Annotated in this window: 21 protein-coding genes; 6 read left to right on the top strand and 15 right to left on the bottom strand. The window is 66.0% G+C overall.

From position 1 onward, the window contains the following. Nucleotides 1-17: 17 nt before the first annotated feature. Both ACN9M2_RS02170 and ACN9M2_RS02175 read right to left on the bottom strand, forming a co-directional pair. Nucleotides 18-962: a serine/threonine protein kinase gene (locus ACN9M2_RS02170; RefSeq protein WP_426286546.1), complete on the bottom strand. Its 945-nt coding sequence runs from the start codon at nt 960-962 to the stop codon at nt 18-20. Further along, on the bottom strand, nt 959-1,411 hold the full coding sequence (locus tag ACN9M2_RS02175; protein ID WP_426286547.1) for a hotdog fold thioesterase: 453 nt from the start codon (nt 1,409-1,411) through the stop codon (nt 959-961). Before ACN9M2_RS02175 ends, ACN9M2_RS02170 begins: the two co-directional genes overlap by 4 nt. On the opposite strand from ACN9M2_RS02175, the gene ACN9M2_RS02180 reads away from it, so the two are divergent. Then, nucleotides 1,404-2,516, top strand: coding sequence for a 2Fe-2S iron-sulfur cluster-binding protein (locus ACN9M2_RS02180; protein ID WP_426286548.1), 1,113 nt, complete (start codon nt 1,404-1,406; stop codon nt 2,514-2,516). The two genes, ACN9M2_RS02175 and ACN9M2_RS02180, sit on opposite strands and share 8 nt — an antisense overlap. Here the strand turns inward: ACN9M2_RS02180 and ACN9M2_RS02185 are convergent, their stop codons facing one another. The 3 genes from ACN9M2_RS02185 to ACN9M2_RS02195 are packed head-to-tail and all read right to left on the bottom strand — an operon-like array spanning nt 2,517 to nt 3,911. Beyond that, nucleotides 2,517-2,963 (bottom strand): rhodanese-like domain-containing protein, encoded by a 447-nt coding sequence (locus tag ACN9M2_RS02185; RefSeq protein ID WP_426286549.1) that lies wholly within the window; start codon nt 2,961-2,963, stop codon nt 2,517-2,519. 46 nt (nt 2,964-3,009) lie between these two features. Then, a complete protein-coding gene (locus ACN9M2_RS02190) occupies nt 3,010-3,423 on the bottom strand; it encodes a hypothetical protein (protein WP_426286550.1) in 414 nt (137 codons plus the stop codon). Nucleotides 3,424-3,452: 29 nt separating this feature from the next. Then, on the bottom strand, nt 3,453-3,911 hold the full coding sequence (locus ACN9M2_RS02195; RefSeq protein WP_426286551.1) for a YiiD C-terminal domain-containing protein: 459 nt from the start codon (nt 3,909-3,911) through the stop codon (nt 3,453-3,455). Nucleotides 3,912-4,040: 129 nt separating this feature from the next. Here ACN9M2_RS02195 and ACN9M2_RS02200 point away from each other — a divergent pair, with 129 nt between their 5' ends. Genes ACN9M2_RS02200 through ACN9M2_RS02210 form a run of 3 tightly spaced genes read left to right on the top strand, consistent with a single transcriptional unit; the run spans nt 4,041 to nt 7,247 of the window. Then, a complete protein-coding gene (locus ACN9M2_RS02200; protein WP_426286552.1) occupies nt 4,041-4,811 on the top strand; it encodes a uroporphyrinogen-III synthase in 771 nt (256 codons plus the stop codon). A gap of 46 nt (nt 4,812-4,857) precedes the next feature. Beyond that, a complete protein-coding gene (locus ACN9M2_RS02205; RefSeq protein WP_426286553.1) occupies nt 4,858-5,994 on the top strand; it encodes a uroporphyrinogen-III C-methyltransferase in 1,137 nt (378 codons plus the stop codon). Next, nucleotides 5,991-7,247, top strand: coding sequence for a heme biosynthesis protein HemY (locus ACN9M2_RS02210; protein ID WP_426286554.1), 1,257 nt, complete (start codon nt 5,991-5,993; stop codon nt 7,245-7,247). Before ACN9M2_RS02205 ends, ACN9M2_RS02210 begins: the two co-directional genes overlap by 4 nt. Before the next feature lie 134 nt (nt 7,248-7,381). Here ACN9M2_RS02210 and ACN9M2_RS02215 read toward each other — a convergent pair whose 3' ends face one another. The 6 genes from ACN9M2_RS02215 to polA all read right to left on the bottom strand — a co-directional run bounded on the left by ACN9M2_RS02215 (nt 7,382) and on the right by polA (nt 16,627). Beyond that, nucleotides 7,382-7,942, bottom strand: a complete 561-nt coding sequence (locus ACN9M2_RS02215) for a hypothetical protein (RefSeq protein WP_426286555.1) — start codon at nt 7,940-7,942, stop codon at nt 7,382-7,384. 231 nt (nt 7,943-8,173) lie between these two features. Then, nucleotides 8,174-9,298: a hypothetical protein gene (locus ACN9M2_RS02220; protein ID WP_426286556.1), complete on the bottom strand. Its 1,125-nt coding sequence runs from the start codon at nt 9,296-9,298 to the stop codon at nt 8,174-8,176. Nucleotides 9,299-9,300: 2 nt separating this feature from the next. Then, nucleotides 9,301-11,016 carry an Hsp70 family protein gene (locus ACN9M2_RS02225; protein WP_426286557.1) on the bottom strand — a complete coding sequence of 572 codons (1,716 nt, stop codon included), beginning with the start codon at nt 11,014-11,016 and terminating at the stop codon, nt 9,301-9,303. A gap of 49 nt (nt 11,017-11,065) precedes the next feature. Then, on the bottom strand, nt 11,066-13,276 hold the full coding sequence (gene uvrD / locus ACN9M2_RS02230; protein WP_426286558.1) for a DNA helicase II: 2,211 nt from the start codon (nt 13,274-13,276) through the stop codon (nt 11,066-11,068). 45 nt (nt 13,277-13,321) lie between these two features. After that, a complete protein-coding gene (locus tag ACN9M2_RS02235; protein ID WP_426286559.1) occupies nt 13,322-13,540 on the bottom strand; it encodes a hypothetical protein in 219 nt (72 codons plus the stop codon). Between the two features lie 354 nt (nt 13,541-13,894). Continuing rightward, nucleotides 13,895-16,627: a DNA polymerase I gene (gene polA / locus ACN9M2_RS02240; RefSeq protein WP_426286560.1), complete on the bottom strand. Its 2,733-nt coding sequence runs from the start codon at nt 16,625-16,627 to the stop codon at nt 13,895-13,897. 95 nt (nt 16,628-16,722) lie between these two features. On the opposite strand from polA, the gene ACN9M2_RS02245 reads away from it, so the two are divergent. Next, nucleotides 16,723-17,259 (top strand): DUF2782 domain-containing protein, encoded by a 537-nt coding sequence (locus tag ACN9M2_RS02245; RefSeq protein ID WP_426286561.1) that lies wholly within the window; start codon nt 16,723-16,725, stop codon nt 17,257-17,259. A 148-nt stretch (nt 17,260-17,407) separates the two neighbouring features. Here ACN9M2_RS02245 and ACN9M2_RS02250 read toward each other — a convergent pair whose 3' ends face one another. Then, complete coding sequence (locus ACN9M2_RS02250) at nt 17,408-18,106, bottom strand: glutathione S-transferase (protein WP_426286562.1); 699 nt, start codon at nt 18,104-18,106, stop codon at nt 17,408-17,410. 45 nt (nt 18,107-18,151) lie between these two features. Next, nucleotides 18,152-19,042 (bottom strand): LysR family transcriptional regulator, encoded by an 891-nt coding sequence (locus tag ACN9M2_RS02255; RefSeq protein WP_426286563.1) that lies wholly within the window; start codon nt 19,040-19,042, stop codon nt 18,152-18,154. A gap of 94 nt (nt 19,043-19,136) precedes the next feature. On the opposite strand from ACN9M2_RS02255, the gene ACN9M2_RS02260 reads away from it, so the two are divergent. After that, nucleotides 19,137-20,135, top strand: coding sequence for a bile acid:sodium symporter family protein (locus tag ACN9M2_RS02260; RefSeq protein ID WP_426286564.1), 999 nt, complete (start codon nt 19,137-19,139; stop codon nt 20,133-20,135). A gap of 70 nt (nt 20,136-20,205) precedes the next feature. On the opposite strand, the gene purH is transcribed toward ACN9M2_RS02260, so the two are convergent. Together purH and ACN9M2_RS02270 are read right to left on the bottom strand one after the other, a co-directional pair. Further along, on the bottom strand, nt 20,206-21,795 hold the full coding sequence (gene purH, locus ACN9M2_RS02265; RefSeq protein ID WP_426286565.1) for a bifunctional phosphoribosylaminoimidazolecarboxamide formyltransferase/IMP cyclohydrolase: 1,590 nt from the start codon (nt 21,793-21,795) through the stop codon (nt 20,206-20,208). Between the two features lie 71 nt (nt 21,796-21,866). Then, complete coding sequence (locus ACN9M2_RS02270) at nt 21,867-22,100, bottom strand: helix-turn-helix domain-containing protein (RefSeq protein ID WP_306851037.1); 234 nt, start codon at nt 22,098-22,100, stop codon at nt 21,867-21,869. Between the last annotated feature and the right edge of the window lie 160 nt (nt 22,101-22,260).

Below are 22,260 nucleotides of genomic sequence, written 5' to 3' on the forward strand. Positions count from 1 at the left end.
TGAGGCTCCTGGTAGTGTCAAAGGTCGTCGGCGATTTCGTGCAGGTCGGCGATGTGCTGTTCCCACCAGCGCGCCTCGGCCGCGAAGGGAAACGCCGCCGGGAACGCCGGATCGTGCCAGCGTTCCGCGATCCAGCCGGCGTAATGCACCTGCCGCATCGCCCGTAGCACGGGCACCAGGGCCAACTCCGTGGGATCGAAGTCGCGAAATTGCCCATAGCCCTCGAGCAGGGCGTCCATCATCGCCTCGTCGCCGGCGAGCATCCACAGATCCTGCACCGCCGGGCCCATGCGCGCGTCGTCGAGGTCCACGAAGTGCGGACCGGCGTCGGTCCACAGGACGTTGCCCGGATGGCAGTCGCCGTGCAGGCGGATGGAACGCACGGGGCCGATGGCGTCGATGCAGCCGGCCACGGCCTCGTCGACACGCCTTGCCGCATGGCGATAAGCGTCGAAGAGGTGCGTGGGCAGCAAGTCCGAGCCCAGCGTTGCCCGCACCGGCGCCTCGATCATGGTCGGGCGATCGAGCGTGGCGCGCGCATGGAAACGTTCGCGGGCACCGACGGCGTGCATCCTTCCCAGCAACCGGCCCAGCCATTCCAGTTGGTCGGGCGATTCCAGCGAAGGCGCACGGCCACCGCGCCGCGGGTACAGCGCGTAGCGATATCCTTCTTGCCGGAGCAGGCTACGCCCGTTGAAAACGAGCGGCGCCACGACGGGTAATTCCGCCGCGGCGAGTTCCAGCGCGAAGGCATGTTCCTCTTCGATCGCCGCGTCGGTCCAGCGGCCCGGCCGGTAGAACTTGGCGACGACGAAGCCGCCGTCTTCGAGGCCGACCTGGAACACGCGGTTCTCGTAGCTGTTCAGCGTGAGCAGGCGGCCGTCGCTCCACGAACCTGCCGCGTCCACCGCGGCGAGCACGACATCCGGCGACAGCGCCGCATACGGCGCGGCATCGCTCACGTGCGCAGGTTTCCCGGTGCGCCACCCGTGGAGGGAATCACCGCCATGGTGAGCCGTGAAAGACAGACGAGCTTGCCGCTCTCTTCTTCGATGCGGATTTCCCACACCTGGGTGGTGCGGCCCAGGTGAACGGCTTTGGCGGTGCCGGTGACGATACCGCTACGCACGCCGCGGATGTGGTTCGCGTTGATATCCAGGCCTACCGCCAGTTCCTTTTCCACGTCCAGCGTGAGCAGGGCGGCCGAGCTTCCGAGCGTCTCGGCCAGGACGACCGATGCACCGCCATGGAGAAGCCCGAACGGCTGCTGCGTGCGATGGTCCACCGGCATGGTGCCGCGCAGCCAGTCGTCGCCGAATGCGGTGAAGTGGATGCCGAGGGTTTCCATCATCGTGCCACGGCTCCAGCCGTTGATCCGGGCGAGGTCGATGGGTTGCTTCCAGATGGCCATGTTCCGCGTGATCCTGTGGGGCAAGCCGCCATTGTCCTACAATGCGCAGGTGCCCACCGTAACCCTGACATCGTCCGGCAAGCGATTCGAAGCCGCCGCGGACGAGACCGTCCTCGAAGCCGCCCAGCGCGCGGGAATCGCCCTCCCGTATTCGTGCCGCAGCGGTGTCTGCGGCAGTTGCAAGGCCACCCTGGTGGAGGGCGAGTGCAGCTACCCGCGCAATCCGCCGGTGGCCTTGTCGGCATCGGCGCGCCAGCACCGGGCCATCCTGTTGTGCCAAGCGGTGCCCTGTGGCGATATCGCCATCCAGGCGCGTGAAATCGCCTCGGTGGAAGACATTCCGCATCGCCGCCTGGAGGTCGTGGTGGTGGAGCGACGGGCCCTGGCTCCGGACGTCGTGGGCGTGTGGTTGCAGCCGACGGACAACGAGCGGCTGAACTGGCTGCCGGGCCAGTACCTCGACGTGATCCTCGAGGATGGCAAGCATCGTCCTTTCTCGATCGCGAGCGGCCCACGCGCGGATGGCAGGATCGAACTGCACGTTCGCCACGTGCCGGGCGGTGGATTCACCTCATGGGTGTATGAATCGCTGCGCGTGGGCGACCGCCTGACCATCGAGGCGCCGCTGGGCACCTTCGTTCCCCGCGAGGATTCCGAACGGCCGATGCTTCTCGTGGCCGGCGGCACGGGCTTCGCCCCCGTGAAGGCGATCGTCGAGCACTTCATCGCGCTCGGTACGCGGCGGCCGATGTTCGTCTACTGGGGCGCGCGCACCGTGGCCGACCTCTACCTCATCGACCTGGCGCGGCGCTGGACCGAGGAGTTGTCCACGATCACGTTCATTCCGGTGCTTTCGGACCCGCAGGCGGCACGGATGAGCGGTCTGCGCGAAGGGCTGATCCATGAGGCCGTGTTGGAGGATCACCCCGACCTTGCCGACTTCGATCTCTACATGAGCGGCCCGCCGCCGATGATCGCGGCAGGGCGGCAGCGGTTCGTCGAGGCGAACCTGCCGGAGGACCGGCTCTACTTCGATTCGTTCGACGTGGCGCCCGACGTGCTGGATGCGATCTTGCGCGGCCGGGCCGGCATCCACGGGCTCTGACTATTTCTTGCCCTTCACCACGGGCAGCTGCGCGGTCTGCCAGGCGTAGGTGCCGCCGTCGAGCACGAACACCTTGCTGAAGCCGGCCTTGATCAGGCGGTTGGCCGCCTTGCCCACGCCACGCCCGTCCTTGTCGACCAGCACCACCGGCAATTCCTTCGCCTTCGAGAGATCCTTCTGGGTCTCCGGGTCGAACTGGCTCATCGCCACGTTCTTCGCGCCGGGGATGTGCGCCTTCTCGTAATCGGCGCTGGCCGAGAGATCGACGATCAACGGCGTGTCGCGGTTGATCAGCTGGGTGAGGCCGGCCGGTGTCAGGCTCTTCCACTTGCGGAACAGACGACCGACTTCGCCCGCGACCAGGGCGACCAGGATCACCACGAAAAGCGCCACCAGCGCGGTGTGGTTGCTCACGAAGGCGGGCAACTTCTGCAGTACGTCGTTCATCGTGTCTTTTCGCGTCCCAGGGGGATAAACGGCCGATTATATCGGCTTAGCGTGGCGAGAAGTCCGGCAGGCCGGTCATCAGCCGCCACTTGTTCTTTTCGCGGTCGTAATGCCAGCGCTGGCGATCGACGATGCTGCGCTCGGCCTGGGTATTGATGTTCACCGCGCTGATCTGAACCACCTGAACGACATCGTCGTCGCCGTCGGGCCGCGGGCCGGCGCCCTCGTCGTAGCCGGTGACCCGCAACTGCTGGAGGCGTCCCTGCTCGACGGAACTGATGGGGTGTTCCTCGGCGTAGTCCTTGTCGATGAAGGTCTGCGCCTGGGTGAAGTCACCCCAGCGGATCGCCGAGGCGTAGCCCATGAGGGTCCGGTTGAGTGCCTCGCTGCGCTTGTCGGAGGCGCAGCCCGCGAGGGCCATGAGGGTAAGGGCGAGGGCGGGCAGGGCGAACGGGCGCATGGCGGCTTCCTTCGGGGCGTCGGGCGGCATTATGCCCGGCGTTTCGCCACGAAACGCGCATCCAGGCTGGCCAGGGGCTTGCCGTCGGCTCCCGGAACCACGCAGGTGAAGTCCGCGCGGGCGCGGCCACGGGCGTCGAGAGTGGCGAAGAAGGGTTCCCAACGGGCTCCCGGGGCCAGGCTGGCCTCCGCACGGAGGTCGTCCCACACCGGGGCGAGATAGCGCACGGTGGAATCTGCCACGAAGACGTCGCAGTCGTCGCCGCGCTGGCGCAGACAGGCCTCGACCAGGGCCCAGCAGGCGATCGTCATCAAGCTGGCCAGGCTGCCGCCGAACGCGCATCCCTTGTCGTTGATGTTGGGCTTCAGCGGCGCGGTCATGGTCAGGCGTTCGCCGTCGAAGGCGGCGATACGCAGTTCCATGGCGCGGGCCAGGGGAATGCCGTCGAGGATGAAGCGCTCGAGATCGGCCAGGGCAGCTTGAATCATGGTCATAAGCCGTCAAGTCTACGAGGCGCGGCGATCCGTTCGCATCCGTATGGCTTGCCCCAACCTTCGGCATTGGTGGCCGCGCCCCCACCTTCCTATGCTGACCTGTCACTCGCAGGATGCCTTGAAGTGAGCCGCTCCCTTCCCCTTCGTAACGTTACCGTCGTCATCACCCGTCCCGCCGGTACCGCCGGCCCCCTGGCCCGCCGCGTTCGCAAGCTCGGCGGCATTCCCGTGAGCGTGCCCGGGCTCTCCTTGCGCGCCACGGAGGACGCAGCGGCCGTCGATGCGGCCCTGCGCCGCGCACTGGAGGGTGACGTGCTCGTGTTCACCAGCCCGGCTGCCGTGCGTTTCGCGGCCGATATATTGCCCCTGGCCACCCGCGCGGCCGTGATCGCCGTGGGTCGTGGCACGGCGCGTGCGCTGAAGACGGCGAGCGTCGCCGAGGTGCGCTTCCCCGAAACCTCTCAAGACAGCGAGGGAGTACTCGCGCTCCCGGACCTGGCCTCCGTGGCAGGCAAGCGCGTGGCTCTGGTGGGGGCGCCTGGCGGCAGGGGGCTGATCCGCGAGCAACTGGCCCTGCGCGGGGCGCTGATCGAGGAAATCCATGTCTACCATCGCGTGGCGCCCCGTATCGACCGGCGCCATATCGACCCCTTGCTGAAGCTGGGGCGCCGCTCGGCGGTGCTGCTTTCCAGCGCCGAGGCCCTCGATCACCTGCACCGGGCCCTGATCGCCCCGGCCTGGCGAAGGCTGGTCCAGGCCGTGGCGGTCGTCAGCAGCGAGCGCTTGCGCGAGATCGCGATGCAGGCGGGATTCGAGCGCGTAACCGTGGCCCGCTCGGCCCTTCCGACCGACTTGCTCCAGGCCGCCAGCGAGGTCTCGTTCACCCGCCGTTGAGGGAGGTGTTCCATGCGTTGGCGTATGGCCTGCTAGCATGCCCGGCATGACGAACGAGACCTCTCCGACCGATACCGCCCCGGCGACGCCGGCCCCGGCCGCCACGCCGCCGTCCGCTCGCACAGAGAGGCCACCCGCTTCCGCGCCCCGTCGCGGCGGCGGTGCATTGGCCGTGGCCATCCTGTTCTCGTTGGCGGCGCTTGGCGCGGCCGGCTACACCGCATGGACGGTCTGGAACCTGCGCCAGGACGTCGGCGCGGCCAATGGCCTGCGCGGACAGGTCGATACCTTGAAGGCGGCCGTCGAGGGATTGCGCGACGACAATGCCACGCTTCGCCGCCGGGTCAGCGACGCCGACGGAGTCAACCGGTCCGCGCGCGAAGAAATGCTCGGCGTCTCCGAGCGCACACGTAACCTGGAAGACGCTGTCGCCAACCTCAGCGAACGCAGCCTCAGCGGCCACGACGCCATGCTGCTGGACGAGGCCGAATCGCTGCTGCGCATGGCCAAGGAGCGCTTCGCGCTGTTCGGCGATGCCAGTGGCGCGTTGTCCGCCTACGACCTCGCCGACAAGACGCTCGCGGCCGTGAACGACGTCGCGTTCGCCGCGGTGAGGCAGAACGTCGGCGCCGAGCGCGAGGCGCTCGCCGCCGTGGCGCCCGTCGCACGCGCGAACGACCTGGCGGCGTTGGCCGAGTTGCGTGCGCAGTTGCCGACCCTGCCCTTGAAGAGTTCCGATACGAAAACGGCCGACAAATCGCAGCGCGACTTCTGGCAACGAGCCGGCGACGCCCTCGGCAGCATCGTGAAGGTCAGCCATGACGACGGCACGCCGTTGGGTCTGGCCGACGACAGGATCGCCCGCGAATTGGCCGCGCTGGATGTCGCGCATGCCGAGGCAGCGGTGCTTGCTTACGACGATGTGAACCGGCAAGCGGCATTGAAGCGCGTCGACGCCACGCTCGCCGCGCGCTTCGACACGTCCTCGCCGGCGGTGCAGGCCGCACGTTCGCGCGTGTCGGCACTGCTGGCCAGCCAGGCGAAGGGTGCCGAGCCGAAGCTTGGCGCCGCGCTGACCGAATTGCGCAACCTGCGCTCCGTGCATGCGCTGAAAGGCGGCGCATCCACGGCGGCTCCCGCGCATGCGGGGTCGGTCGCGACGCCGCACGAGGACACGCCATGAAGCTCTGGCGCTGGATCGTCGGCCTGATCCTCATCGCGGCGATCGCCGCCTTCGCCTGGCATTGGGTCGCGGACGACCCGGGTTACGTGCTTATCCATCTGCGCGGTACCAACGTGCAGATGACCGTGGTGACGGCGGTGGTACTCCTGCTGCTCGCCTGGGCGGCGGTTTCGGTGCTGGTCGCCCTGATCCGTTGGCCATTCGGTGCGATGACCCGGCGCCATCGCCGGCTGAGCCGGCAGCGCCTCGCCGATGGCCTCGTATCGTTGATCGAGGGACGCCACGGCGAAGCGGAACGCGACCTCAACCGGGCGGCCCGCTATCCGTCGGTACGCGGTCCGGCCTTACTCGCCGCCGCCGAAGCCGCGGAACGCCATGGCGAATCGGCCCGCGCGTTGGAAACACTCGATCAGGCCGCGCAGGAGGCGCCGCGCGCCGCGCGGGTCATGCGCGCGCGTCTGCTGCGTCGTACCGGCCGGCCGAGCGAGGCAGCCACCTTGCTGGCGCCCGAGGCGAACAGCGGTGGACTGACGCCCGCGGGCTGGATCGAATTCGCCGAGGCTTCGCTCGAGACCAGTGAGCCGCGCAATGCGTTGCGTGCCCTCGATCCGCTGCAAAAGAGTGGCGAGCTGGGCTCGCGTGCCTACGCGGAGATCGAGTCGCGTGTACTCGCCGCTTATGTACGCAGTGCTCCCGATGGTGCTTCGCTGGCCACGTTGTGGTCGCAATTGCCCAAGGGCCAGCGCCGCCTGCCTGCCGCCGTGGATGCCTATGCGCAGCAAGCCGCGCGGTTCGGCCAGACGATGGCCGCGATGGACGAGATCGAGACCGCGCTGCGTCGCGAATGGTCGCCGTCGCTTGTCGCCACCTACGGAAGCATGGGCGCGGAAGACCTGGAACAGCGCCTGCGTCGCGCCGAAAGCTGGATCGACACCCATCCCAACGACGCCGTGCTACTCACCGCCGTCGGGCGCATGTGCGTGCGTACGCGCCTTTGGGGCAAGGCCAAGCCGTATCTCGAACGTGCGCTGGCGATCGAACCGAACGTGGCCGCCTGGGAAGCCCTGGGCGATGTCTACGTCGGCGAAGACCATCCGGAACTCGCCCAGCGCTGCTATCGCAACGCTCTGGCGCTCGCCCGTGGGGAAGCGACCGAGGCCTTGCCGGACGAGTTGCGCAGCCGTCGCATCGACACCCGTGTCACGGCAGTGGAAGAGCGCGACCAGCATGGCGTGCCGCGCTTGTCGCCCTGATCACTGGTTGGCAGCACCAACGAAGTACATCAGTTTGTCCGCATTCTTGACAGCATTCGCTCGGTTGGATGTCGTCAACTCGTGCGCTCCATTCCGGCCGTACACATAGTCCACCGTCTTCCGGGCCCAAGAACTCACAAAATGTGCGTCAGGGCGTGGTCGTGCTGGGGCATATACGTGAACGTGATGGTGTTGCTCGGTTCCATCAAGCGATGGTCTTTGAGCTGACCTCGACCACCTTCCTCCTGGCTGTAGCCATAGGCATATGACTGTTCATAGCTCAGTTCGTAGTGGGTGCTAGGCAGAAGCTTGTAATCCGCGGTGAGATCCACCTCGTGCGAGAGTGTTTCTCCGGGTGCCAGGCGCCCGTAATAGCTATCTCCATCCTCTGGCAATACCCGAACATGGCGGCCGATGAATTTTGCCGCATCACCTCGCTCGTCGACTACCTTGAAGACATTGTTCATGAGGTGATTTTCGGGCGTGTACAGAGGCGTTTGAACCTTTGGAAGATAGATCGTCGACTTACCATTGTTCTTCAGCGTGACCGAGATGGTTCCGTTGCTCCACATCGAGGGTCTGCTGGAGTCTTTAAGCGAAACTTCCAGTTCACGGTTTTCTTCTTGTCCACCGGCAAATGCATGGCCAGCAAAGGCAAACGATCCGACGAGCAGCGTCAGCAATTTTCTTTTCATCCCTATCTCCTGCGTCTCCATTGATTCGTCGACATTAACGAATCGCTTGGGATTGGCAACGCAAGATTGCCAAAGCCGCGGGCCGCTTGACTGTCCTGTCTAGCCCTGGTGACGCTGTCGGAAATTTTCCCTGAGACAAATCGGATATGCCCGTGTCCCAACTAGGGGAATGCCCAGCTGCGAACTTCTGTATGACCCACGTGGACTTGACGCAGCCATGGGTCAAGGGAATCAGTGCGGCATTGCATCCGTGTCGGACAAACTCGGGGAGGCTCTCGTTTGTGCGTGCCAGCGTCCGGCCTGTTGGCAGCGGTGAGCGCGAGTCTTCAGCGCAGCGACGTCGTCTGGTTGCTTGCCAGCGAATGCATCCGCTTTGTCCAATTCCGTGTAGAGCTCCATGCATCGAAGCGGCGTGTCCTGGGGGGAGGATGCGCTGGGAAGTGAGATCGGCGACACGGACGGAGACCTTACGAAGTCTTTGATCGCAATACTCGCTGTGCCGACGATGCCTGTCACCACGAGGATGGCCGCGGCATGCCACCTCAATCGTCGAAGGCCGCGCCTGGGAGCAACGGCGGCCTGGGTATCGAATCCCGCGCGCCACGCTTGGAGCGTTTCGCCAGAAAGATGGAGACCGAGCCATGCGGGAAAGCGTTCGTTGAGCTTCGCGACTTCCGGCCAATGCCGCAACAGGGCGTTGTCGAGGCGCGTCTCGGCCTGCGCGAACAGGTCCAGCCATGCCCGTCGCCGATCCACCGCAAGCGTGAGCCACGCCTCACGCTGGGACATCACCACGTCGACCCACTGACCACGTTGTCCCAGCGCAGCGAGGTGTCCCACCTCGTCCCAGTGAAAACGCATTTCCGCGGCGGCGAATACCTCCGCCCGGTGTGCGATGCGCTGCAGTCCGACAAGGTCGATCAGGTGTTCCTCGAACTGGCCGGGCGCGTCGATATACTGAGTGCGTAATTCCACGAGGATATCGTCGAGCATGCGCTGTATGCCTTCGGCCCGATGTGCGCCGACATCGGCGGCGAATCGCCAGGCAAGCGTCACCGTGTAATCGACCGGGCGTGCGGGCGATTCCTCCAGTGATGGCTTGTCTTCCTTGTCCACCGCGCCGCTGGCCGCGACCGCAGGTCCGCCGGCAGACGCTTCGCCGCTCGTCGCCGCCGCCGTGTCCATCTGCTCGCACCACGTACGCGCGGCTTCGTAGGCGCGGCGAAGGTGCTGGAATGCATCGGGATCGGTCGCCGGGTCGATTTTTCGGATCGCCGCCGCGTACGCCCGGCGCACCGCGATCTCGTCCGCGTGCGCGGGAAGTCCGAGGACATCCAGGTGCCAGGGCAGCGTCATGCTCAGTTCGCCGGGTCCGGCGCGAATCGATCGTCGCGCTCGATCGCCTGCAAGGACTCGCGGAACCCCACGGCGTTACGTGCGATCAGTCGCTGGTCCTGAGTGGCGAGCACCTGCTCGAAACGAAGGATGACACGGCCGAACCGCTCGCGGAGTTCGCCTGGCAGTTGCTCGTAGAGACGCTCCGCGCGGGCGAGCAGGGTGCGGTATTCGAGCGTGTCGCGTGGGTGTACCTTGAGGGCCGACAGCGCCTGCAGTCGCCGTGCGATCTCGTCCGCAGGCATGTGCGCCTCGCCGCTCTCGATCACCAGCCGCTTCACCTCGCCGCTGGCGACGACGGTCACTTCGACTTCCAGCAGACCGTTCACGTCGTAGGTGAACCGGACATCGACGCCATCGCCGTGCCCTGGGCCTGGCAGAATCGGAATCGTGAGTTCGCCGAGGGCGATGTTGTCACGGACCATGCGCGACTCGCCCTGGTAGACGCCGATGCGAATCAGCTTCTGCTCGGGCGTCGCCGGCGAAAAGCGCTCGACGCGACTGGTGGGAACGACGGTATTGCGTTGGATCACCGGCACGAAGAATCCCGGTGCCTGCGACCCGTTGTCCAGCTGGCGCACGACCTCGGTACCGAGTGTGTACGGGCAGACGTCCGTCATCACCATCCCGTCGAGCGCCTTGTCCTTCATCTTCAGTCCCGCCTGCACCGCGGCACCCATGGCGACCACTTCGTCCGGGTTATGGCCGACGGCGGGGAAGCGGCCGAACATGCGCGTGGCGAGTGCGCGGATCATGGGCATGCGCGTGGCGCCGCCGGCCAGGACCACGCTGTCGAGATCCGCGGCACGGATGCGCGCGTCGCGCATGGCGCGCTCGATCGGGCGCCAGAGGCGGTTGAGCAGCGGTTGGGCCAGTTTCTCGAATGCCTGGGCGTCGATGTCGACCCGGATCGAACGATCTTCGTAACGAACGTCCAGCGAGGCGACGCCGCCGGCGTTCAATTCCCGCTTGACCCGCTCGGCGCTGGCCGCCAGGCGCTGCATGAAGCGCGGATCGTCACGCGCTGCTTCAGGCATGCCATTCGCGAAGGCGAGATCGACGATCAGCGTGGTGAAGTCCTCGCCACCGAGCATGTTGTCGCCCGCGCTGGCACGTACCTCCATGACACCCTCGAACATCTCGAGGATAGATACGTCGAACGTGCCGCCGCCGAGATCGAAAACAAGGAATTGCGTCTCGCTCCCCCTATCGTGCAGTCCATAGGCGAGCGCGGCGGCAGTCGGCTCGTTGAGCAGGCGCTCCACCTTGAGGTCTGCGAGTTCGCCGGCCGACCGCGTCGCCTTGCGTTGCGCGTCCGAAAAATAAGCGGGCAGGGTCACGATGGCCCCGGTGACCGGCTCGCCGAGGAAAGCCTCGGCATCCGCCTTCAGCGATCGCAGGATCAGGGCGGAAAGCTCTTCCGCACGATAATCGCGATCGCCCAGGCGCACGCTGCGAGAGCTGCCCATGTAGCGCTTGAACAGCGAGGCGGTCTGTTGCGGATGGGTCTGAAGGCGTTCACGGGCGGCCTCCCCGACGAGGATGCTGCCATCTTCGTCGACGCCGACGCACGACGGTGTCAGCACGCCGCCGAGCGCGTTGGGGATCAGGCGCGGAGCCCCGTCCAACCACGCCGCGACGAGACTGTGGGTCGTGCCCAGATCGATGCCGACGATCATGCGGTTCCCTTCCCCCTTCCTCCGCGCCGGCTGTCCGGCCGGACGCCCCCTACAACGCGGTCAGATTCGCGTAAGCGTAAACCAACCACTTGCTGCCGGCATCTTCGAAGTTCACCTGCACACGCATATGCGCGCCGGCGCCTTCGGCGCTTACGATCGTCCCTTCCCCGAACTTCGGATGGCTGACCCGCTGACCGAGGCGGATCGGAGAGGCCTCTTCCACGGCCGAAGACGCGTAGCGGTCGGCATAGGCCGGGCGCGAGACCTGGACGCGCGGGCGCAACTCGTCGATCAGGTCGGGGGGGATCTCACCGAGGAAGCGGGACGGCCGGGCCAGCATCTCCGTGCCGTGCATGCGGCGCGATTCCGCGTGGGAAAGGTAGAGCCGCTCGCGGGCGCGCGTGATGCCTACGTAGGCCAGGCGGCGCTCTTCCTCAAGGCGGTTGTCTTCCTCCGTGGAGCGCTGGCTCGGGAACAGGCCTTCTTCCATGCCGACCAGGAAGACCACGGGGAACTCCAGGCCCTTTGCCGAATGCAGCGTCATCAACTGCACGCAATCGTCCCAGGCCTCGCCCTGGCCTTCGCCGGCTTCCAGCGCGGCATGCGATAGAAAAGCGGAGAGTTCGTTGAGGCCGGCATCGACGTCTTCCGGGGTCATCTCGAAGCGGCTGGCAACGTTGACCAGCTCGTCCAGGTTCTCCACGCGCGCCTCGCCGTTGCCGCGCTTGTCGTTCTCGTAGAAGTCGCGCAGTCCGGTGTGGATGATGGCGTGCTCGATCTGTTCGGCAAGGCCGAGCGCACTTGGCGCGTCGTTCCCTTCACCATCCCCTTCACCGTGGCCAGCGAAGGTGCGTGCGAGGTTGTCGATCAGGCCGATGAAGGCCTTTACCGCATTCTTCGCGCGGCCCGCCATTGAACCGATGGAGGCCTCGGTGAGCGACGCCTCCCACATGGAACTGCCGTCGGTGCGTGCGCGCCGGCGCAACTCGTCGAGCGTGCGGTCGCCGATGCCGCGCGGCGGTGTGTTCACGGCGCGTTCGAAGGCGGCGTCATCGTGACGGTTCGACGCGAGACGCAGGTAGGCGAGGGCATCCTTGATCTCGGCGCGTTCGAAGAAGCGGAGACCGCCATAGACTCGATAAGGGAGGTCGCGCTGGATCAACTGTTCTTCGAAGTTGCGCGACTGGGCGTTGGAGCGGTAAAGGATGGCGCAGTCGCGTGCGTTGCCGTGTTCGGCGACGTACTCACGGATGCGCTCGATGACGAAGCGCGCCTCGTCCTGTTCGTTGTACGCGGCATACAGGGCGATGCGTTCACCTTCGCCGCCATCGGTCCACAGCTGCTTGCCGAGACGGCCGCCATTGCGCGCGATGACCGCGTTGGCCGCCTTCAGGATCGTCGAGGTGGAGCGGTAGTTCTGTTCCAGGCGGATCGTCTTCGCGCCGGGGAAATCGTGCAGGAACTGCTGCACGTTCTCCACCTTGGCACCGCGCCAGCCATAGATCGCCTGATCGTCGTCGCCGACGACGAAGGCTTGCCCGGTGCTGCCGGCGAGCACGCGTATCCACGCGTACTGCAAGGTGTTGGTGTCCTGGAATTCGTCGATCAGCAGGTAGCGCCAGCGATCCTGGTAGTGCTTGAGGACTTGCGGGTCCTTCAGCCACAACTCGTGCGCACGCAGCAGGAGCTCGGCGAAATCCACCAGTCCGGCCCGCTGGCATTGCTGTTCGTAAGCCTTGTAGATTTCCACGAAGGTACGGGTCACCGGGTGGTCGCGATGCTCGATCGCGTCGGGTCGCTTGCCTTCGTCCTTCCAGTTGTTGATTTGCCACGACGCCTGACGTGGCGGAAAGCGGGCCTCGTCCAGGCCCATGCCGGCGATCACGCGCTTTATCAGTCGTTGCTGGTCGTCGGAATCGAGGATCTGGAAACCTTCGACCAGGCCTGCCTCGCGCCAGTGACGGCGCAGCAACCGGTGCGCGATGCCGTGGAACGTGCCTACCGTGAGGCCTTGCGTGCCACCGGGAATGATCCCGTCCAGGCGGGTGCGCATCTCGCCGGCGGCCTTGTTGGTGAACGTGACGGCGAGGATCGCCCACGGCGGCACCCGCTCCACCTGGGTGAGCCAGCCGATGCGATTGGTCAGTACCCGGGTCTTGCCCGAGCCGGCGCCGGCGAGGATCAGGTAATGGCCGGGCGGGGCGCTGACGGCCTCACGTTGGGCGTCGTTGAGGGAGTCGAGAAGGTGGGAAACATCCATCCACCTATTGTAGCGGTTGGGGGCCGTCCCGGCCCCCGTGCCGCGTCAACGCTTCTGCGCGATCCCCGCCACGGCGACGATGCCGCCGATGACGATGCCCGCGATCCCTACCCATTGCGGAATGGCCTTGTCGTGCGTGGCTTCGATCTTGGCCGAACCGATGGATGCGACCGTGTCGGTCTTGCTGTAGCTGCCGTTGCCCAGGGTCACCCAGAGGCCTAGGCCGATCAGGATGACGCCGACGATGATGAGACCTGCGCGCATATGCCTTCCCCTCCTGGTTCGATGTGGTCGAGAGGATGCGGGTGTGAATGTGCAGGCTCTGTCTTTGCCACGGGCAAAAAAAACCCCGAGAGCCAGGGGAGCTCTCGGGGCCGGTGGATGGTCGGATCCAGGGGAAGATCGGACCGTCCGCAGGGTGACTCCAGGGAGGTGGAGTCCACCGATGGGACGCCGTTGCGTGCGTCCGAAGATATAGACGTCCAGGAACGGTCGAAGTTGCAATTCGGGGCGAAAAAAAGTCAGCCGGCGTTCATGGGACCAATAATCAGTGACTTGGCGCGCCCCTTGCCTGAACGACTATACGGAAATCTTACGTTTGGATGGCCATTCGCCGGCTCAGTGTGCTTCGTCCCAGTTGGCGCCGACGCCGATATCGACCTGTAGCGGCACGCTGAGCGTGGCGGCGCCGGTCATGTGCTTCTCGATACCCGCACGGACCTCGTCTACAGCGTCCGCGCGAACCTCGAAGACCAGTTCGTCGTGCACCTGCATGAGCAGGCGCACGTCGTTCCGGGGCTCGATCCAGGCGGCCACGGCTATCATGGCCCGCTTGATGATGTCGGCTGCCGTGCCCTGCATCGGCGCATTGATCGCCGCGCGCTCGGCACCGGCGCGGAAGGCCTGGTTGCGCGAATTGAGGTTCTCGAGGTACAGGCGGCGGCCGAACAGGGTCTGCACGTAGCCGTCGCGGTGGGCCTGCTCGCGCGTGGCGTCCATGAAGGCGCGCACGCCGGGATAGCGCGAGAAATAGCGCCCCATGTAGTCGGAAGCCTCGCCACGGTCGACGCCAAGCTGACGGGCAAGGCCGAACGAACTCATGCCATACATCAGGCCGAAGTTGATCGCCTTGGCCGCGCGGCGCTGGTTCGTGGTGACCTCGGCCGGCGGCACGCCGAATACTTCCGCGGCCGTCGCACGATGCACGTCGCCGCCTTCCTGGAAGGCGCGGAGAAGCCCTTCGTCGTTGGACAGGTGGGCCATGATGCGCAGTTCGATCTGGGAGTAGTCGGCGGCGAGGATGCGCCATCCCTCCGGCGCGACGAACGCCTGGCGGATGCGCCGGCCTTCCTCGGTGCGCACGGGAATGTTCTGCAGGTTAGGGTCGGAAGAGCTGATGCGGCCCGTGGCCACGGCGCCCTGGTGGTAGCTGGTATGCACGCGTCCCGTGCGTGGATTGACGATGCCGGCGAGCTTGTCGGTATAAGTCGAACGCAACTTGGCGAGGCCACGGTATTCGAGGATCAGGCGCGGCAACTCGTGCGTATCGGCGATGGCCTCCAGCGCCTCTTCGTTCGTCGAGGGCTGGCCGGTGGGTGTCTTGATCTTCGCCGCCAGCCCCAGTTCGTCGAAAAGCACGGCCTGCAGTTGCTTCGGCGAATCGAGGTTGAAGTCGTGGCCGGCGGAGGCGTAGGCCAGCTTCTGCAGTTCGACCATGCGCTTACCGAGCTGCTGGCTCTGCTTGCGCAACTCGTTCGCATCGATCAGCACGCCGATACGTTCCATTCCGGCCAGGACGGGCACGAGAGGAATCTCGATGTTCTCGTACACGTCGCGCAGGGTGGGCTCGGCTTCGAGCTTCGGCCACAACGCATGGTGCAGGCGAAGCGTGATGTCCGCGTCTTCGGCGGCGTAGCGGCAGGCGGTGTCGCAGTCCACCTGGGAGAAGGAGATCTGCTTGGCGCCCTTGCCTGCCACGTGCTCGTACTTGATCGTCGTATAGCCGAGGTAACGCGAGGCCAGCGAGTCCATGTCGTGGCGCGTCGCGGTCGCGTTGAACACGTACGATTCCAGCATCGTGTCGTGCGCGAGGCCGCGCAAGGCGATGCCGTAGTGCGACAGGATGTTGATATCGTACTTGCCATGTTGACCGACCTTCGGCCTCGACGGGTCTTCGAAGATCGGCTTCAGCGCGCCGAGCACGTGGTCGCGCGACAGCTGGGCCGGCGCACCCGGGTAATCGTGCGCCAGCGGGATATAGGCTGCCTTGCCCGGCTCCACGGCCAGCGACAGGCCGACGATATCCGCCTGCATCGCGTCGATGCTGGTGGTCTCGGTGTCGAAGGCGATCAGCGGCGCGGTTTCCAGCTTCTCCAGCCACGCGGCCAGGCGTTCCTCGGTCATGACCAGCTCGTACTCGCCCTCGGCGCCGAGGGCGGCGTCGGGAGCGACATGGGCCGCCGGTGCGGGAGCGGGCATCGCGGCGGCGGGCGCCGCCGGCCCTGTGGCGGCAGCGTCGAGGTCCTTCAGGGCCGCCTTGAAGTCGTAACGCGTGTAGAGCTCGCGCAAGGCCTCGACGTCGCGGTCGCGCATGCGCAGGTCGGTAGGACCATGCTCCAGCGGTACGTCCGTGCGGATCGTGACCAGTTCGCGCGATAGCGGCAGGCGTGGGATCGCCGCCCGCAGGTTCTCGCCGATCTTGCCGCCGATCTTGTCCGCGTTCGCGAACAGCTGGTCGAGGTCGTGGTATTCCGCCAACCACTTTGCCGCCGTCTTCGGGCCGCACTTCTCCACGCCCGGCACGTTGTCGATGCTGTCGCCCATGAGGGTGAGGTAATCGACGATCTGTTCCGGCCGCACGCCGAACTTCTCGATGACGCCGTCGATGTCCATCGTGGTGTTGGTCATCGTGTTGATGAGCACGATGTGCGCACCGACCATCTGGGCGAAATCCTTGTCGCCGGTGGAGATGATCGTATCGATGCCCTGGTCCGCGGCCTGGCGGGCGAGCGTGCCGATCACATCGTCGGCCTCGACGCCGGGCACGCAAAGGATCGGAAATCCCAGGGCGCCCACGATCTTCATCATCGGGTCGACCTGCGCGCGCAGGTCGTCCGGCATGGACGGCCGGTTCGCCTTGTACTCGGGGTAGAGGTCGTCGCGGAACGTACGGCCGGGGGCGTCGCAGACGAAGGCGACGTAGTCGGAGCCCGCCTTCATCGTCGTGCGCAGCATGTTGACGATGCCGAACAGCGCGCCGGTGGGCTCGCCGTAGGTGTTGGTCAGGGGCGGCAGCGCGTGGAACGCGCGGTACAGGTACGAGGACCCATCGATGAGCGTGAGCGTAGGCATTTGCCGATTCTCTCATGGTCGCGCGCGGGTCGCCCGTTCACGTCGCCGGAGGGGTGGGAATTGCTATCCTCGCAGTCCCTTATGGAGAGATTCCCATGAACCGCTTGCACGTCCTCGTTGCCGCGCTCGCCCTGGTACTGGCGCTACCCGCCGTTGCACAGAACGCCCAGGATTCGTCGTCGTTCAAGCCGGCCCCGCCTCCGCCGGGCCTGAACGATCCGGGCGTCAAGGCGGGCGAGCCGGACCGGTCGGGCCTGAAGCCGATCGAGAGGCCGGTGCCTTACGACGAGGCCCAGGACGGCAAGACCACGCCGGCCACGTCGGACGCCAATGGCGGCTCGCATTCCGCCGTGGCGCTGCCTTCCATGCAGGACAATGGCGCGGTCGACGCCCGGGGCCAGCAGGCACCGCAGGTCACCGTGCGCCAGGAGGGCGACGATCGCGTCGCGGAATACCGCACGGGCGGCAAGTTGTTCATGGTCGTGGTGACGCCGAAGAAAGGCGTGCCGCAGACCTACATGGTCGATCCGGACGGGAAACTTCATCACGATCCGAAGAACGGGCCGGTGAACCCGGTTTATTACAAGGTCTACGAATGGGGCCAGGCGCCGAAGCCTGCCGGGTCGAACTGAGGCAGGCGGGGCTGGATGCTGCCGGGGTAGAGAAGGGTGCTTGTCGTGACCTGGCCCGCTGCCGCGGGATCGCCGCTGAAGCGGCTCCCACAGTGAATGGCTCGCGCAGTGAAGCGGCTCTCACGCTGGAACGGTGGCCATCCTCGCCTCATCCATCCAGTTCCGGGTAATGCCGGAAGATGCCGTTCGTGTTGAACGGCACGCGCCGTTCCGATGCGAGATAGGCGGCGATATTCGGGCGGTCCGCCACGCGCCTGGCCAGGTCCCGTAACAGCGGCAGGCTCTGCCTCGCCATCGTCTTCGGAAAGGCGTAATCCAACCCGGCCATCACCTGGAACAACGACAGGTCCACATAGGAGTGCTCGCGCAGCGGATGTTTCCCGCCGCCGCGTTCCAGCACCTGCTCGAAGTAACCCAGGAATTTCGGAATCCTCGACTCGCAAAAGTCCTTCGCCCGCCGCTTCGCCTCGGCACGCTGGTCCTCGTAATACTGCTCCGTCGATACCGGATGGTGGGTATCGTGCACCTCGGCCACGAGATCGGTGATGGTCAGTTGCAATTGGTGGGCGTAAAGGCGCCGCGACTCGCTTTCCGGCACCAGTGCATGTCGCGGCCCGAGGTATTGGAGGATGTTCGCCACCTGGGCGATCACCAGTCGCCCCGATGTCAGGAACGGAGGCGCGAAGGGCAGGGCACCTTCCTGGTTTCCTTCGAGGAACGCCGTCATGATCTCGTCGCCCTCTTCGCGGGCAACGTCGGTGTAGGCCGCGCCAGCGTCTTCCAGGCACAGGCGCACGAATTCGCCCCGGCCTTGCAGGCCTGTCCAGTAATACAGCCGGTAGCTCATCGCCGGTCTCCCGCGGTCAAAGCCCGCATGATGAAACGGCGGTCTTCAAGCCAGCGTGAGCGCGATATCCCGCAACGTGTTCCATACGGTTTGCGCCGGCGGCGAAAGCGAGCGTGCGCGGCGCCTCAGCAGGGTGACCTCGCGATCCACCGACGGCGACAGCGCTCGTGCGGCCAGGCCGGGACGCAAGGCGTCCAGCGACAGCGCGGGCGTGACGGTCACGCCGAGACCGGCCTCGACCATGCGAAACGCCGTGTGCGGATGGCCCACTTCAAGTACCACGTTCATGGCGATCTCCCGGGTGGCGAACGCGGCGTCGATCAGTCGCCGGCTACCCGAGGCGTGGTCGAGCAGGATGAGCGGTTCGCGCGCCAGCGATTTCCACGGCACGCTCGTCTTCGCGGCGAAAGGGTGGTCGAGGCGGCAGACCAGCCGGAACGGATCGCGCAGGATCGTTTCCGCATCGAACTCCTCCACCGTGGCGGGCTCGACCGTGAGACCGAAGTCGACCTCGCCACCGCGTACCGCATCCAGCACCTGCGCCTGGGTCTGGTCGCGCAGCAGGATCTCCAGCGAAGGATGTTCGAGGGCGCAGCGGGCGATGCAGGCGGGTAGGAGACCCGCCGAGAGCGTCGGCACGGCCGCGACGCGCACCCTGCCGCGTAACGGGTCCGCCTGCGCGCGCGCATGCGAGAGCACGCCGTCGAGTTCGTCCAGCACGCGGGCTACCGCTTGCTCCAGGTACCGGCCCGCCTCCGTGGGTACGACTTCTCGCGTACTGCGGTCAAACAGGCGTACGTCCAGTTCCGTTTCCAGGTCGGAGATCAGGCGGCTCACCGCCGGCTGGGTAAGGTGCAGGGATTCCGCCGCACGGCGGAAATGCCGATGGCCGGCCACGGCAAGGAAGGCGCGAAGCTGCCGGAGGGAGACATTCATAACAAGAATGTATCACCGGATCAGGTAAAACGAATTGTCTTATGAGAGACGGGGCGGTGAAATACATCCATCCCCTCTCATGCCAGCCGCCGCCATGCGCCGCTTCCTCCCCGATGGATTCACCCTTTCCCTGGTCGCGACCGTGGTGCTGGCCAGCATCCTGCCGTGCCGCGGCAACGCCGCCAGCGTTTTCGAGGTGGTCACCGATGTCGCCATCGGCCTCCTTTTCTTCCTGCATGGGGCGAAGCTCTCCCGCGAGGCGGTCGTTGCGGGGATGACCAACTGGCGGCTGCATCTCACCGTCCTCGCCAGCACCTTCCTGCTGTTTCCCCTGCTCGGCATCGTGCTGAAGCCGGTGCTCTCGCCGCTCGTCTCGCCCGACCTCTACCTTGGCATCCTGTTCCTGTGCACCTTGCCGTCGACGGTGCAGTCATCGATCGCCTTCACGTCGATCGCTCGCGGTAACGTGCCGGCGGCCATCGTCTCCGCGTCCGCGTCGAGCCTGCTGGGCATCTTCATCACGCCCTTGCTGGTTGGCGTGGTGATCGCGGGTACGGGGCAGGGCGGCCTCTCCTTGCACGCGGTCGGTGCGATTGTGGTGCAGTTGTTCGTTCCGTTCGTCGCTGGACAAGTCGCGCAGCGCTGGATCGGCGGGTGGGTGCGCAAGCATGCCACCCTGCTCACCTTCGTCGACCGGGGCTCGATCCTGCTGGTGGTGTACACCGCCTTCAGCGCGGCGGTGCTGCAGGGCTTGTGGCACCAGTTACCCATGCCGGTACTGGCGGGATTGGTGGTAGTGAACGCGGTATTGCTGACGTGTGCGCTGGTGATCACGCGCTATGGCGCGAGGGCGCTCGGTTTCGTCAAGGAGGATGAGATCACGATCGTCTTCTGCGGCTCGAAGAAGAGCCTGGCCGCCGGCGTCCCGATGGCGAAAGTGTTGTTCGCCGGCCATCCGCTCGGCCTGATCGTGCTGCCGATCATGCTGTTCCACCAGATACAGCTGATGGCGTGCGCGGTGCTGGCGCGGCGATATGCGTTGCGCAGGGAGGGGGCCGAAGCAGCGTTTGTCGCGGGCGGTGCGGGGCGGTGAGGTCGGCTCCCACCAGGGCAAGGTTGAGCCTTTGCCTTGGTGGGAGCCGACCTTGTCGGCGATGCTTCCGTCAGTGGCGGAAGTGGCGAACGCCCGTGAACACCATCGCCATGTCGTGCTCATCGGCGGCGGCGACAACCTCGCTGTCGCGCATGGAGCCGCCGGGCTGGATCACCGCCCGGATGCCCGCCGCGGCGGCCGCGTCGATACCGTCGCGGAACGGGAAGAACGCGTCCGAGGCCATTGCGCTGCCCGGCACCACGAGGCCGGCTTCCTCGGCCTTGAGACCGGCGATCTTCGCGCTGACGACACGACTCATCTGGCCGGCGCCGATACCGATCGTCCGTTTGTCCTTGGCGTAGACGATCGCGTTGGACTTCACCATCTTCGCCACGCGCCAGGCGAACAGCAGGTCGTCGAGTTCGCCGGGCGTGGGCTGGCGCTTGCTCACGACCTTCAGCTCTTCCCGCTGGACCTGTCGATGATCGGCGGTCTGCACGAGCAGGCCGGAGCCTACGCGCTTCACGTCGTGGGTGTTGCGACCGTCGCCCGGCGGGATTTCCAGCACGCGCACATTGGCTTTCTTCGCCGCTTCCTCGACCGCCCCGGCATCCACCTGCGGCGCGATCAGCACTTCGACGAACTGGCGCTTCAGGATGGTCCTTGCTGTTTCCGCGTCCAGCGGACGGTTGAACGCGATGATGCCGCCGAAGGCCGAGGTCGGGTCGGTGGCATAGGCCAGTTCATAGGCGGCCAGCGGGTCGGCCGCCACGGCGACACCGCAGGGATTCGCGTGCTTCACGATCACGCAGGCTGGCGCGTCGAACTGGCGCACGCATTCCCAGGCGGCATCGGCATCGGCGATGTTGTTGAACGATAGTTCCTTGCCCTGCAACTGGCGGAACGTGGCGAGTGTGCCGGGCGCGGGGTAGAGGTCGCGATAGAACGCGCCGGCCTGGTGTGGATTTTCGCCGTAACGCAGGTCCATGACCTTGATGAAGCGGCCATTCGACTGCTCGGGAAATTCCGCGCGCCCGGCGACCGTGGTGTGCGTATCGTCAAGCGTGATACCGGAGAGGTAATCGCTGATGGCGGCGTCGTAGTTCGACACGCGGTTGAACGCGGCGACGGAAAGCCGGAAACGCGTCGCGCGCGAAAGTCCACCCTTCTGCTCGATCTCCGCCAGCGCCTCTTCGTATTGCGCAGGATCGGTCAGCACGGCGACATCGTTCCAGTTCTTGGCCGCGGCGCGCAGCATGGCGGGACCGCCGATGTCGATGTTCTCGATGGCGTCTTCCAGCGCGCACGCCGGATTGGCGACCGTGCGTTCGAAGGGATAAAGATTGAGCACGAGCAGGTCGATCGGAACGATGCCGTGTTCCGCCATCACCGCGTCGTCGGTGCCGCGGCGGCCGAGCAGGCCACCGTGGATGCGTGGATGCAGCGTCTTCACCCGCCCATCCATGATCTCGGGAAAGCCGGTGAGGTCGCCCACGTCGCGCACGGGGATGCCGGCATCGCGAAGCGCCTTGGCTGAGCCGCCGGTGGAGAGTATTTCGATGTTCGCGGCAGCGAGGCGGCGAGCCAGCCCGGTCAGGCCCTGCTTGTCGGAAACGCTGACGAGCGCGCGGCGGACGGGAACGAGATCGGGCGTGGGCATGGGCACTTCCGGGGAGGAGAGCGCGTCATTATAGCCGCCCGGACGTCCACGCGGTCCCGGCGGTATGCCGGTCAGGAAATCCCGTGAGCGGCGAGCTTCTTGCGCAGGGTGGCGCGGTTGATGCCGAGTGCGGCGGCGGCGCGGCTCTGGTTGCCCTCGTGGAAGGAAAGCACCTCGCGGAGCAGGGGGCCTTCGACTTCCCGTATCACGAGGGCATGCAGGCCTTCACCGAACTCGGTATCACCGATATCGGCGAGGTAGCGACGAACCGTACGACTGACACATTCGCTGAGAGCGCTCTGCATGGAGGTTTCGTTGGCGGCCTCGCCGGCAGACAGTCTCACAGCGTTCAAGGCATTCCCCTCTCGCAGGCCGGAGCGTGGATCTCCGGTCGGTTCTTATCGGTATGGTGCTTCTTGGGCTGCGACCCGTTCACCTCGTCGGGGTGATGAAAAGTCGCGAAGG

The organism is Luteibacter sp. E-22, assembly GCF_049913125.1.
Lineage (GTDB): Bacteria > Pseudomonadota > Gammaproteobacteria > Xanthomonadales > Rhodanobacteraceae > Luteibacter.

Excerpts from the sequence above, each read along its gene's own strand:
- uvrD (WP_426286558.1), bottom strand. The coding sequence starts at position 13,276 with ATGGATGTTTCCCACCTTCTCGACTCCCTCAACGACGCCCAACGTGAG.
- ACN9M2_RS02205 (WP_426286553.1), top strand. The coding sequence starts at position 4,858 with ATGACGAACGAGACCTCTCCGACCGATACCGCCCCGGCGACGCCGGCC.
- ACN9M2_RS02220 (WP_426286556.1), bottom strand. The coding sequence starts at position 9,298 with ATGACGCTGCCCTGGCACCTGGATGTCCTCGGACTTCCCGCGCACGCG.
- ACN9M2_RS02195 (WP_426286551.1), bottom strand. The coding sequence starts at position 3,911 with ATGATTCAAGCTGCCCTGGCCGATCTCGAGCGCTTCATCCTCGACGGC.
- ACN9M2_RS02255 (WP_426286563.1), bottom strand. The coding sequence starts at position 19,042 with ATGAATGTCTCCCTCCGGCAGCTTCGCGCCTTCCTTGCCGTGGCCGGC.
- ACN9M2_RS02210 (WP_426286554.1), top strand. The coding sequence starts at position 5,991 with ATGAAGCTCTGGCGCTGGATCGTCGGCCTGATCCTCATCGCGGCGATC.
- ACN9M2_RS02250 (WP_426286562.1), bottom strand. The coding sequence starts at position 18,106 with ATGAGCTACCGGCTGTATTACTGGACAGGCCTGCAAGGCCGGGGCGAA.
- ACN9M2_RS02270 (WP_306851037.1), bottom strand. The coding sequence starts at position 22,100 with ATGCAGAGCGCTCTCAGCGAATGTGTCAGTCGTACGGTTCGTCGCTAC.
- purH (WP_426286565.1), bottom strand. The coding sequence starts at position 21,795 with ATGCCCACGCCCGATCTCGTTCCCGTCCGCCGCGCGCTCGTCAGCGTT.
- ACN9M2_RS02225 (WP_426286557.1), bottom strand. The coding sequence starts at position 11,016 with ATGATCGTCGGCATCGATCTGGGCACGACCCACAGTCTCGTCGCGGCG.
- ACN9M2_RS02235 (WP_426286559.1), bottom strand. The coding sequence starts at position 13,540 with ATGCGCGCAGGTCTCATCATCGTCGGCGTCATCCTGATCGGCCTAGGC.
- ACN9M2_RS02175 (WP_426286547.1), bottom strand. The coding sequence starts at position 1,411 with ATGGCCATCTGGAAGCAACCCATCGACCTCGCCCGGATCAACGGCTGG.
- polA (WP_426286560.1), bottom strand. The coding sequence starts at position 16,627 with ATGCCTACGCTCACGCTCATCGATGGGTCCTCGTACCTGTACCGCGCG.
- ACN9M2_RS02215 (WP_426286555.1), bottom strand. The coding sequence starts at position 7,942 with ATGAAAAGAAAATTGCTGACGCTGCTCGTCGGATCGTTTGCCTTTGCT.
- ACN9M2_RS02245 (WP_426286561.1), top strand. The coding sequence starts at position 16,723 with ATGAACCGCTTGCACGTCCTCGTTGCCGCGCTCGCCCTGGTACTGGCG.
- ACN9M2_RS02180 (WP_426286548.1), top strand. The coding sequence starts at position 1,404 with ATGGCCATGTTCCGCGTGATCCTGTGGGGCAAGCCGCCATTGTCCTAC.
- ACN9M2_RS02190 (WP_426286550.1), bottom strand. The coding sequence starts at position 3,423 with ATGCGCCCGTTCGCCCTGCCCGCCCTCGCCCTTACCCTCATGGCCCTC.
- ACN9M2_RS02260 (WP_426286564.1), top strand. The coding sequence starts at position 19,137 with ATGCGCCGCTTCCTCCCCGATGGATTCACCCTTTCCCTGGTCGCGACC.
- ACN9M2_RS02185 (WP_426286549.1), bottom strand. The coding sequence starts at position 2,963 with ATGAACGACGTACTGCAGAAGTTGCCCGCCTTCGTGAGCAACCACACC.